Source organism: Xanthomonas sp. SHU 308 (genome assembly GCF_000364645.1).
Taxonomy (GTDB): domain Bacteria; phylum Pseudomonadota; class Gammaproteobacteria; order Xanthomonadales; family Xanthomonadaceae; genus Xanthomonas_A; species Xanthomonas_A sontii.
On sequence record NZ_AQOK01000226.1, the window covers coordinates 1 to 12,132 of the forward strand.

Annotated in this window: 8 protein-coding genes and 1 pseudogene; 4 read left to right on the plus strand and 5 right to left on the minus strand. The window is 65.2% G+C overall.

The annotated features are described in order from the left end of the window. Nucleotides 1–829, minus strand: a pseudogene (locus D588_RS26570) (hypothetical protein); the annotation flags it as partial. 565 nt (nucleotides 830–1,394) lie between these two features. Here D588_RS26570 and D588_RS0108430 point away from each other — a divergent pair. Further along, the gene (locus D588_RS0108430; RefSeq protein ID WP_017915652.1) at nucleotides 1,395–2,048 is read left to right on the plus strand and encodes a response regulator transcription factor; all 654 of its coding nucleotides are present in this window, start codon (nucleotides 1,395–1,397) and stop codon (nucleotides 2,046–2,048) included. A 684-nt stretch (nucleotides 2,049–2,732) separates the two neighbouring features. Here the strand turns inward: D588_RS0108430 and D588_RS0108435 are convergent. Further along, nucleotides 2,733–6,083, minus strand: coding sequence for an ATP-binding protein (locus D588_RS0108435; RefSeq protein WP_017915653.1), 3,351 nt, complete (start codon nucleotides 6,081–6,083; stop codon nucleotides 2,733–2,735). 220 nt (nucleotides 6,084–6,303) lie between these two features. Here D588_RS0108435 and D588_RS0108440 point away from each other — a divergent pair, with 220 nt between their 5' ends. After that, on the plus strand, nucleotides 6,304–7,563 hold the full coding sequence (locus D588_RS0108440) for an EAL domain-containing protein (RefSeq protein ID WP_017915654.1): 1,260 nt from the start codon (nucleotides 6,304–6,306) through the stop codon (nucleotides 7,561–7,563). Between the two features lie 190 nt (nucleotides 7,564–7,753). On the opposite strand, the gene D588_RS0108445 is transcribed toward D588_RS0108440, so the two are convergent. The 3 genes from D588_RS0108445 to D588_RS0108455 all read right to left on the minus strand — a co-directional run bounded on the left by D588_RS0108445 (nucleotide 7,754) and on the right by D588_RS0108455 (nucleotide 10,733). Then, nucleotides 7,754–8,191, minus strand: a complete 438-nt coding sequence (locus D588_RS0108445) for a hypothetical protein (protein ID WP_017914143.1) — start codon at nucleotides 8,189–8,191, stop codon at nucleotides 7,754–7,756. A gap of 471 nt (nucleotides 8,192–8,662) precedes the next feature. Next, nucleotides 8,663–9,478 (minus strand): amidohydrolase, encoded by an 816-nt coding sequence (locus D588_RS0108450; RefSeq protein ID WP_017907303.1) that lies wholly within the window; start codon nucleotides 9,476–9,478, stop codon nucleotides 8,663–8,665. 106 nt (nucleotides 9,479–9,584) lie between these two features. After that, the gene (locus D588_RS0108455; RefSeq protein WP_017915655.1) at nucleotides 9,585–10,733 is read right to left on the minus strand and encodes a pyridoxal phosphate-dependent aminotransferase; all 1,149 of its coding nucleotides are present in this window, start codon (nucleotides 10,731–10,733) and stop codon (nucleotides 9,585–9,587) included. Between the two features lie 208 nt (nucleotides 10,734–10,941). On the opposite strand from D588_RS0108455, the gene ccmA reads away from it, so the two are divergent. Then, the gene (gene ccmA, locus D588_RS0108460; RefSeq protein WP_017907305.1) at nucleotides 10,942–11,589 is read left to right on the plus strand and encodes a heme ABC exporter ATP-binding protein CcmA; all 648 of its coding nucleotides are present in this window, start codon (nucleotides 10,942–10,944) and stop codon (nucleotides 11,587–11,589) included. Continuing rightward, nucleotides 11,586–12,132 (plus strand): heme exporter protein CcmB (gene ccmB, locus D588_RS0108465; RefSeq protein WP_017915656.1); only part of this gene is annotated, 547 nt, incomplete at its 3' end. The genes ccmA and ccmB, both read left to right, overlap by 4 nt.

Consider the following 12,132-nt stretch of genomic DNA (forward strand, 5'->3'; position numbering starts at 1 on the left):
TCGCATCCTTGCCCAGCGCCACGGCGTTGTCGCCGCTGGCAGCGGCGGCATTGCCGATGGCGATGCCGCTGTCACCTGCGGAAGTGGCCGCGTAGCCCATGGCGATGCTTTTCTCGCTGCTGGCATCGGCCGCGTAGCCCATGGCGATGCTCGCGCCACCTCTGGATTTGGCGGAGGAGCCCATGGCGACGGCGTTGCCGCCCGCGGTTTCGGCGAAGGAGCCTATGGCGATGCTGTTGCCGCTGTTGGAGCCCGAGGCTTTGGCTTCATAGCCCAGCGCTATGTCCTTATCGTCCTTAACCCAGAGACTCTGGCTGCCCGCCACCGCGCCCTTGCCCATTGCTATCGAACTATCGCCGTTCGATTGCGCCGACACCCCAATCGCGATGCTTTCATTTCCCACGGCCTCGCTGATCGGACCGCCGGAATTGACATTGAAATACCTAACAGCTGCGCCGGTCGATTTAACTCTGCCCCCAAGAGCGTTTGCAGCCGAGGACCAGGCATTCGCAGCATCACCAACCGCAATGGAAGTGTTTCCCAAAGCATGAGCACCGGTCACGACAATGGAATCGGCATGGGCAACACTGGAGTTCAGCATAGAGTAGGCGGCGAAATACGGCAGATTCGAGCCACCGGCGTGAATCAAGCCATGGCGTGCATGACTGTATTTCTGCTGGCCATATGCCTTATACGCATCAACCTGACAATAAGGATAATTGCTCCAAGACTGACAACCCAACACCCGGAACATCCCACCGGCCTCCACCTGGGCGGCCATCGCCTCACCACTGACGCCGAACATCGCAAACAGGATCGCAACGAGCAAGCAGGCAGCGACAGATTCTTTAGACTTGACACCTTGGCCTTTCGACCTACTCTTCGCCAGTTCCGACGCAATCACCCATGCACCGATAGTGCGATTCCACACAACCCTGAATACCCTATTCATTTCGGATCACCTGTAATTTACAGAGCAGAGAAAGTTAGAATTTTGTTGGCGCAGCAACGACGGGGAAGCCTCATCCCGTGCATGAGCGAATGCCCCAAACCGCGCATTCGGCGTTGCGCCCGCCAGAAAAAATTTAGAACGTCTTCGACAAGGACACGATGGGAAAACCCCATTCCACACATGGGCGAATGCCCAAAACCGCACGTTCGGCATGACGATCGACAGAAGAAAACTGACACTTCTTCGACAAGGGCAAGACGGGGAAACCCCCAGTCATGCACGAGCCAATACCCAAAATCCGGTCTCTGGCATCGAAAGATTCAGCCGACAGCACAGACGCCATGCGGCTTCAATCTCAGTTTCGCCACCGATGAATGGCGAAGCTGACGTATGATTCGGCGAATAACATCGCGCATGACGGCAGCGGCAACAGGACCCAACAATGGACAGGATCAGAGTCGGTATCGCCGACGACCACCCGATCGTGCTGCTCGGCGTGACCAGCGTGCTGAAGAACACGCCGGGCATCGACCTGCTCTTCAGTTGCGACGGCATCGGCCAGTTGCTGCGTGAGCTCGTCAAACAGCCGGTGGATGTGCTGCTGTGCGACTATGAATTCGAAAGCGACCCGCAAGCCGACGGGCTGCATCTGCTGCAGCGCCTGCGCCGGCTGGCGCCACAGATGCGATTGCTGGTGCTCAGCGCGCACACCGCACCCTCGATCGTCTCGGCGGCGCTGCAACTGGGCGCCTCCGGTTTCATCGGCAAGAGCCGCGCGGATTTCGGCAACCTGGCCGCGGCGGTGCAGGAAGTCGCCAGCGGCCGCCTCTATGTCCCCGGTTCGCTGTCGGCAGCGCTGCTGACAACGCATTACCGCAAGAACGGGGCCATCGGAATGGACGCGCTCTCCGCAAAGGAAGCCACCGTGGCGCGAATGACCGCCGATGGGCTATCGCTGAGCGAGATCGCCGATCGGCTCAAGCGCAGCCCCAAGACCATCAGCAACCAGAAGATCGCGGCGATGAAGAAGCTGGGCGCCAAGAACGACGTCGAACTGGCCGCGCTGCTGCGCGAGTTGGACAGTCAGGGCGTCTAGCGCGCGTCATGGACGTTGAAGAACAGATGCGGCTTTGTCGAGCGAGAGGATGGGAAGGACGACCAAGTGAAGCTCCGCCGAGGTTCTGGGCGGACCGCCATCATCGTGGGTTGCGCGTCGGAATCGATTGAGCCAGCCATCGTTTCGCTGCACCAACGGCACGGCAACGGGACGGAATCCCTTGCGGGATCAGAACAGCGTGGTCATGTCCAGTTCGATGCTTTTTCATGGCCCTTTGCGTCGGACGCTAACCGGCGTTGCCCTGGCCGATGAGAGCGGGCGCGGCTCTTGCCCCTGACGTATGCGAACGTCTTTTGCCAGCGATCGTGCCTGGGCACACTCCGCGTCAGCCGGCTCGACCTGCACCGCCAGCGACTGGCGGCGCATGCCCGGGGCCATCTAGAGCGGCTGACAAAACGGCTGCGCAGCCGCCAAGGCGAACCGGCTCGTGCCGTCCATCCAGCGCTATGCGTCGAGCATCATGCACTGATCGCGTTTGCGCTTCCGCATGTGCGGTTCCAACAGGCTCAGGGAGTGTCAGGCAGAACGCAGCGCGCGCGCCCTCATCATCGGAGACATCGCCCGGACACGACCGCGTCGGCGACGCCACCTGCGATGACTGGACTGACTCAACGTGGGAGCCAAGCGCCAATCGGCGTCACTTCGGCCGCGTCGTCGGCCGCTTCAACGCAGCGATTGCTCCACATGCAGAAGCAACTGCCGGCAACGCGCCGACAGCACAGCCCAATCCGCGCTCGGGCAGAGCTCCTGCACTACTTGCAGTTCCGCCAACAGATCGTCCGCCCCCAACGCCATCAAAGCGCCCTGCAGACGGTGTAGGCGCCGACGCAACAATTCCAGATCCTGCAAGACCAGCGCCTCCTCGATCGATTGCCGCTCCGCGTCCCACTCGGACCGGAGCGCCTGCCACAGCAAGGCATCCAGCAGTTCGTCCGAAGGAGGTTCCCGGCCGCCCTCGGAAACCTCGGAGGAATTGCGGACGAGCATCGTGCTCCTCAGGACACGGCGCAAGTCGTTCAACGACACAGGCTTTTGCAGCAGATCGGAAAACTGCTCGGTATCGGCGCTGATCTCCGCCGCGGCCGACGCGGAGGTGGCTACGATCCGCGCTCCCGGATCGAAATCGCGCAACTTCCGCAGCAGGCCGACGCCATCCAGTTGCGGCATGCCCAGATCGGTGATGACCAGATCGGCGCGGCGCTCGAGCCACAGCGTCAGCGCCTCCATTCCATCGACGGCCACCCGCACGCGGCGGCATCCCAACGCCGCAAGTTGGTGCTTGATCAGCGTACGGTTCACCGCATCGTCTTCGGCCACCAGGATGTCCAGATCCTGTTCGACCACCTCCTCGGCGAGCCCCCCCGCATAGCGTTCGGCGGGGCGGGGAGTGATACCGGTCAGTGCGCTCATGGCGTCGAGCAATCCTTCGCGGCTCAGTGAACTGACCTCGACCCGCGTTTCGTGGCGATGCGGCACCAACGGCCCCTTTGCGGTCACGAATACGGTGCCCAGCGCCGGCACCGCGCTCAGGTCGGCAGCGTTCAAGACGCCGCCATCGGCCTGCGCCAGCACCCGGATGTGCAAGCGCGCCGGTTGCGCGTCCTCGTCGTACAGGGCTGCGCCCCAGCGGCGCAACCGCTCGGCGAGCATGTCCCGCCATGCCGGCTGCGCGCACACCAGATCCACCGTGATTCCCTCCAGCGCGTGCGAGTCGGCAGGAAGCGCGTGCGCTTTGCGTTTGAACGGCAGGTCGACCCGGAACACGCTACCCGCACCGGGTTCGCTGCTGACGCTGATGCGCCCGCCCATCAAGCGCGAAAGATTGCGGCACAGGAACAAACCCAATCCGGTACCGCCGAAACGGCGACTGATGCTGTCGTCGGCCTGCGCCAGCGGGTTGAAGATCGCCGACTGCATCGAGGCGGGAATCCCGATGCCCGTATCGGCGACCTCGAAACGCGCCCACACCGTGTCGTCCTGTAGCTTGAGACAGCACGAAGAGATCATGACCGAGCCACGCTCGGTGAACTTGGCCGCATTGCCCAGCAGATTTTGCAGGATCTGCGCCAAGCGCTGGTCGTCGCCCTGCATCACGGCATCCAGCTCCGGATCCGTCACGCAGTAGAAAGCGACGCCGCTCTGCAGGATCGACGCGCCGAAACTGCGCGCGCAACGCTCCAGCACATCGTTAGGCGACATCGGTACTGGATTGATCTTCAGCGCGTTGGCCTCGAGCTTGGTCGAATCGAGCAGATCGTTGACCAGAGTGAGCAAGGCGTCGAACGAGCGGCGGATCATGTCCACCCATTCGCACTGCTCCAATCCCAGTGGGCTGCGCGCCAGCAGTTCCAGGTGGCCCATCGCGCCGTGCAACGGCGTGCGGATCTCATGGCTGACGATCGCCAGGAACATCGACTTGGCCCGGTTCGCTTCGTCGGCGGTCTGCTTGGCTTCTATCAACAGCATTTCGTTGGCTTTGCGCTCGTTGATGTCGACCAGCCCCAGCAACACCACCGAGCGGCCGTCGAAGCGGGTCTGCGACGACGCCACGCCGATGTAGCTGCTCTGACCCTCGGCGATGTCCCACTGCACCTCGATGAACGAATGCTGCGCGCCGGGCACCGATTGCGCGCTGCGCTCGCGCATGACGTGTCGGTAGAAGTCCTCGCTGCGGTCGCCAAGCATGCGTTTGGCAACGCCGTTCTCCAGCATCACCGACTCGGTCCCCGGCGCGTAAATGCCGATGCCGATCGGCAAGGTGTCGATGATCGCCTTGCTGAAGTGTTCGGCCTCGATCAGCTTCTCGGCGCTGCTGAGCAGCGGCCTGGTCACCCTGAGATCGAAATAGATGACGGTTACCCACATCAGGACGAGCGCCAGCAGGCACACAAGCGCACCGGTGAAGAATTCGTACTGAAGATTCGCCAGCACGTCGCTCCAGGTATATGCGTAGACCGCGATCCAGTCCGGACCACCGATGCGCTGGGCCACCAGGAAAATATCGTTCCGGTACAGGGTGATCGGCTCGCCGGAAACTCCGCGGAACTGCGCCGCTTGTGCAAGAACCCGAGCCAGCAACGCCGCCTGGTCCGGATCTTGCGGAGGATCGCGGAGGTTCAGCTGACCCTCCTTGTTCAGCAGGAAGAACCCCGGGCGCCGGACTTCCCTGCGCAGGAAGAACTGCATGAACTGCCGATCCGGCAGCGACAACGCGACAGTGAAGACCCGCTTGCCATCGTGGAACATCGGCACGATGAGTTGCGACACGGAAGTTTGCCCGTCGCTGGCATCGGCTGGGCGCCACAACAATCTGTATTTGCGCAGGACTTGCGTCGGCGTCGACGCCACAAGGCGCTCCACCGCGGCGATGCGCTGGCGAATGAAGGCATCGGCGCCCTGGCGGCGCGCACTGTCCAACGCTGCCGTGCCCAGCACGGGAGACGCGGCCAGAAAACTGCCGTCGGGCGCATACAGGAACCCCTCCAGAGTCACGCCGGCCTTTCTGGCGTCGATGGAAGGTGCCGCAGAGATATCGCGGACCACCCGCATCGCCGTTGCCAGCCGCTCGGTATCGCCCGCACCGGTCAACACGCTCGCCAGCGTAAAAGGGGTCGCGGTCAGGTCGTCCGTGGTCTGGGCGAAGCCGTGTCCGTCGGCCAACTTGCGCGCATAGCGCTGCACGGGGACGGCATCGTTCTGCCGTAGATTCCATACGCCTTCGTAGACATCGGCGAACTGGATCAGCCGCGCCGACAACTGGTCCACCTGAGTCTGCACTTCCTCACTGTCCTTGACGAACTGCGCGACTTGCTTTTCGCGATACTGATTGATGATACCGCTGCAAAACAGCCAGGCAGCGGTGACGATGGACAGCGAAAGCGCGGTCGCCGACCCGTAGAGAATGCGCCGGTAGTGTCGCCCAGTTCTGGCAAGTAATTTTTGCGGCATCTCGGCTCTCGGAACGCCCTGCGACACCGCGGGCAGGCGAATGGCCGCAGGATAGCTCAGCGCCATCTCGCTCGCCAACGCAGCAAAAATCCGGCCTTTCGGCGCTGTCCGGCTCGCGTCCACGCCTTGCCGTATGCCGCATCGCGCGCACTTGCGTCTTTGGGCGCGCGCCCATCCGCGCTTGAGGCACGCGCCATTACCGCCGCCGCGATCTGCAGACAAGCTGAGATTCTCGGCAAGAGCCGGGTTCCCGCGTTGCCGCCCACACGCCACCGATGAGGCTGTCATGAACAAAAGCGCACATGTTCCGTTCTTCAACATCCGCAATGCCTTGATCGCATACGACAGCGAACTGCGGAGTTCCTACGTCGGCAAGCTGCTGCAACGGCTGGGCGTGGCAAAGGTCCATAGCGCAAGCAACAACGACCAACTGCTCGAACGGATGCGCACCACGCCGATCGATCTGGTGGTGACGTCGGCGCGCTTGCAGGGCGCATCGGCCCTGCAATTGATCGATGCCCTGGCCGACAGCCATTTCAGCGGACATGTCATCGTCGGTGGAGTGACGGACATGCGCTTCCAGAGCGCAATCCATGAATATGCGCAGCAACGCGACGGCGGGCTGATGCAATTGGTCTTCGCCGGAGAGGCGCTGCGGCTGTTCGACTTCACCGACATGCTGTACCGCGCAAACCCGTCGACGACCATCGATAACGATGGCCAGCTCATCGAGAATACCGCTCAGCGCATCACCGCCGACGATGTCCACGCCGCCTACCGCACTGGAGAGATTTCCGCCTTCCTGCAGCCGAGTTACTGCCTCACCACCGGCGCCATGGCGGGCGCAGAAGCGCTGGTGCGATGGCAGCACCCGACATTGGGCGTGCTTGGCCCGAACCATTTCCTCTCTCTCCTGGAGGAATGCGACCTGGGGGAGGAGTTGATCGGCCAGTTGATCGACACGGTGGCCAGCGTCAGCAGCTCGCTGTCCTTGCCATCAACGCTGAAACTGTCGATCAACGTATCCGCCACCCGTCTCGTCTCGGCGAGCTGGGCGGACTGCATCGTCCAACGCCTGATTCGTTCGGGAGGCGTCCCCCACCATTTCGCCATCGAGGTGACCGAGGACGGAATGGATCACTGCGACCGCCACATCGCCGGCGCCGTGGCCCACTGGCGACTCAATGGAATCGATTGCGCCATCGACGATTTCGGCACCGGGGGATCTTCGATCCACCGTCTGTGCATGGCGCCTTTCAACATCCTGAAGATCGACCATCAGATGGTCCGGCGCTCGCGGCTGACCACGCATGTGTTCGAAACGCTGGAGGGCATCGTTCGGCTGGCGCACGGCATGGGAATGCGCGTGGTCGCCGAGGGCATCGAAACCGAAGAGGACGCGGCGCGCATGCGCAGCATCAGATGCGACATCGGTCAAGGCTACCATTTCAGCCGGCCATTACCCGTGGAGGAATTCATGGCCCTGGCATCCTCGCACACCGTGTTCGGACAACGCATCGAACCTGCCGCTGCGGCCGCTATCTGACGCTTGCCATCTCGAGCAGCGCATCGCCCAAGCAAAAAACTTCATCCCTGCCGAAAACTCCGCATGTCACGCAAAAACCTCCTCCTGCTCACCCTCGCCCTGGCCAGCCTCGCGTCGATCGTCGTGACCGCCGGATAAAACAGCGCCTGCCCCGCGCGCGGCTGCGGGCGGGGCAGGCACAGAGCAAGCCTTACTTGCGGCGCTCGATCACGAAGTTGCCGACGTTGACGCCCAGATCGACGCCCTCGCCGGTGCCGGCCAGGGCCAGCGAGATATCGCCCTTGGTGACGACCTGCGCGGTGCTGGACTTGACCACGCCGGCATGCGCTTCGGCGGCGGCATAGGTGCCGAACAGATCGTTGAGGCTATAGGCGCCGGTGAAGGTGCCGCGGCCACCGACGATCTTCGACTTGCCGACCGTCAGGCCACCGCCCTTGCTGCTGATCTTGACCGGGATCACCGCGCCGTCGTTGCAGGTGATGGTGCCGGTGCCCTTGGCGGTCTTGTAGAACACCGACCAGCCGGACAGGTTGAAGGACAGCTTGCAATCGATGTTGCCGGCGGCCTGGGCCTGCGGCGCGAGCGCGGCCGCACCCAGCAGTGCGAGCAGAGAGAGCGACTTGATCATGTGGGCATTCCGGGTGGGTGGACAAGGCGCGAGGGTAGCAATGGGTTTGTCGCGGCCGCGACAAGGTTGCGAGGGTATCGCGCGCGCGTTCAGCAGGCATTTCCACTCGCGGCAGGGACGGCCGGCCCCGGCTCGGTGGGAGCGCAGGCAGGACGCGAGGCCGGCGCCAACATCTCCAGACTCGTTTGCGGCGACCCGACCTGATTGCCTCGGTGCTTTGTAGGCGTCAACGCGCATGCAGCGGGGACGTGCGAAGCACTTGCTGATGGCGTAATGCGTCGGGACTGAAGTCCCTCCCACAATGCGCCCGCCACGCTTGCCGCAACATGCTGCGGGAGGGGCTATTGCCGCGCTTTCGGAATCCGCCGCGACAGGGGTTACCGGGAAAGCCCGTCGCGGCTGAAGCGGCTCCTACGACAGGCGTCTTCGGAAATAGCACGATGAGCTTTCCGGCATCACGGGAGCCGCAGGCTAGTCGTCCAGACTGAAGGCATCCGCATCGAGCATGGCCGGGAAGCGCGCGCGGTGCGCGGCCAGCGCGGCGGCGGAGATCGTGGTGGTGGCGACCTGCTCGCGCTCGCGGATCTCCAGTTGCGGCTGGCCGAGGAAATCGATCACCGCGCTGTCGCCGGCATAGTGCAGGTCGTTGCCGTCCACGCCGACGCGGTTGACCGCGGCCACGAAGCACAGGTTCTCGATCGCGCGCGCGCGCAGCAGCGTACGCCAGGCGTAGGCGCGCGCCGACGGCCAGTTGGCGACGAACAGCTGCAGATCGAAATCCAGCTGGCCCGGGCGCTCGACGTCGTAGCGGTTGCGGCAGAACACAGGGAAGCGCAGGTCGTAGCAGACCTGCGGATTGATCCGCCAGCCCTTCCACTCCACGCACAGGCGTTCGTGCCCGGCGGCGTAGCGCAGGTGTTCGTTGCCGTAGCGGAACAGATGACGCTTGTCGTAATGCTGCAACGCGCCGTCCGGCGTGGCCCACAGCAGGCGGTTGAACACCTTGGCCTCGCCATCGGCGCCGGGCACGCGCAACTGCACGCTGCCGGTCACCGCCGCGCCCAGCCGTGCCGCCTGCTCGCGGATCCACGCCACGGTCGGCCCGTCCATGTCCTCGGCCTGCGCCAGCGCATCGTTGGAGAAGCCGCTGGTGAAGGTCTCCGGCAGGATCACCAGGTCGGTGACGCCGGCCAGCGGCGCCAGCAGTTCGGCGTAATGCGCGCGGTTGCCGGCCGGATCGTGCCAGCGGGTATCGCCCTGGACCAGCGAGATCCTCAGATCGTTCATAGCAGGGAATCGGGAAAGGGGAATAGGGAATGGGTAAAGGCTAAGCGCATCGGCGAGTTTTCACCATTCCCCATTCCCGAATCCCCAATCCCGGCCCTTACGCGCGTTACAGCGCGCGCAAGCGCTCGATCGCCACATCCAGCGTCGCCTCGTTCTTGGCGAAGCACAGCCTGGCAAGGCGCTGGGCGGGCGGCGGGTCCTGGTAGAACGGCGACAGCGGGATCGCCGCCACGCCCTTCTCGATGGTCAGCCACTTCACGAATTCGGTATCGGGCAGGTCGCTGACCGCCGAATAGTCCACGAGCTGGAAGTAGCCGCCCGGCACCGGCAGCGGCTTCAGCCGGGTGCCCAGCAATTGTTCGCGGAAGCGGTCGCGCTTGGCCTGGTAGAACGCGCCGAGCTGTTCGTCGTGCTCTGGCTCCTCGCGGATCATCGCGGCGAAGGCGTGCTGGGCCGGGCCGAAGCTGGCGAAGGTGTTGTACTGGTGGACCTTGCGGAACTCGGCGCTGAGCGCCGGCGGCGCGATCGCGTAGCCGATCTTCCAGCCGGTGCAGTGATAGGTCTTGCCGAAGCTGGAGACGACGAAGGCGCGCTCGCGCAGTTCCGGCCAGCGCAGCACCGACTCGTGGCGGCGGCCGTCGAACACGATGTGCTCGTAGACCTCGTCGGAGATCAGGAAGATGTCGCTGCCACGCAGCAGCTCGGCCACCGCCTGCAGGTCGTCGGCGCCGAACATCGCCCCGGACGGGTTGTGCGGGCTGTTGAGCATCAGCAGGCGGGTGCGCGGGGTGATCGCCGCACGTACGCGCTCCCAGTCCACCGCGAACGTCTGCGGGTCCAGCGGCACGTGCACCGCACGCGCGCCGGCCAGGTCGATCGCCGGCTCGTAGCTGTCGTAGGCCGGGTCCAGCACGATCACCTCCTCGCCCGGGCGCACCACGGCGTGGATGGCGTTGAACAGCGCCTCGGTGGCGCCGCTGGTGACGGTGACCTCGGTGTCGGCATCGACCTGGGCGCCATAGCAGCGCAGCGCCTTCTCGGCGATCGCCTGGCGCAGCGCCGGCACGCCGGTCATCGGCGGGTACTGGTTGTGGCCGTCGCGCATCGCCCGGTCCAGCGCCTCGATCAGCCGCGGCGGCACCGGGAAATCGGGAAAGCCCTGGCCCAGGTTGACCGCGCCGTGCTCGGCGGCCAGTTGCGACATCACGGTGAAGATGGTGGTGCCCACCTTGGGCAGCTTGGTCTGCGGATGCATGCGGGGGATCTGCGGGCAGCGGGAAAACGCCGAGTGTACGCAAAGCCGCTTGCCGGCGATGCGCCCTACACGCCGCCGCTCCACTGACGCAGCGCATGCGCATCGCCGCGTGTGGCCGCCGCCGGCATCCGCCGGACGCCCGCATGCCGATACAATGCGCGCCTTCCCTTGCCGCCCGCCGCCGCGCCATCCGCCGCGGCCTTCGCCGATGACCGATCCGCTGTACACCGCCCCACCGCTACTGGCCGCGCACGGGCTCACGTTCGCCCGCGACGATGCCGCGGTGTTCGGTCCGCTGGACTTCCACCTGGATGCCGGCGAGGCGCTGCTGGTGCAGGGCGACAACGGCGCCGGCAAGACCACCCTGCTGCGGGTGCTGGTCGGCCTGCTGCGCGCCGAGGCCGGGCGCATCGAGATCGATGGCCACCCGGTGCGGCGCGGCGACCGCGCCCGTTTCATGGCCTACCTGGGCCACCTGGGCGCGCTGAAGGCCGACCTGAGCACCCTGGAGAACCTGCACTATCTGTGCGGCCTGCAGGGGCGCCGGGCCAAGCAGATGCCCGGCAGCGCGCTGGCCATCGTCGGCCTGGCCGGCTACGAGGACACCCTGGTAAGGCAGTTGTCGGCCGGGCAGAAGAAGCGCCTGGCGCTGGCGCGGATGTGGCTGTCGCCGGCGCCGCTGTGGCTGCTCGACGAGCCCTACGCCAACCTCGACCTGGACGGCATCACCCTGGTCAACCGCATGATCGCCGCGCACCTGCGCAGCGGCGGCGCGGCCCTGGTCACCACCCATGGCGCCTACGCCGCGCCACCCGTGCGCACCCGCATGCTGACCCTGAGCGGAGTCGCCGCATGAGCCTGGCCACGCCCGTTCCCTCGCTGTGGCAGGCCACCCGGGCGCTGCTGCTGCGCGACCTGCGCCTGCTGTGGCGACGCCGCGGCGACGCGCTGCAGCCGGCGCTGTTCGCCCTGTTGATCGTGGCCCTGTTCGCGCTGGCGCTGGGCAACCAGCCGCGCCTGCTCGGCGAGGTGGCCGGCGCCGCGCTATGGCTGGCGGTGCTGCTGGCCGGCCTGCTGGCCCTGGACAGCCTGTTCCGCAGCGACGCCGAGGACGGTTCGCTGGAGCAATGGCTGCTGGCACCGGTGCCGCTGGCCTGGCTGGTGCTGGTGCGGGTGCTGCTGCACTGGGTCACCACCGCCTTGCCGCTGATCGTGGCCGCCCCGCTGCTCGGCGAATTGCTGCACCTGCCACATGACCGCATGCCGGTGCTGCTGGCATCGTTGGCGCTGGGGACCCCGCTGCTGAGCCTGCTCGGCGCGGTGGTCGCGGCGCTGACGGTGGGCATGAAGCGCGCCGGCATCCTGGTCGCGCTGCTGGCCCTGCCGCTGTACGTGCCGA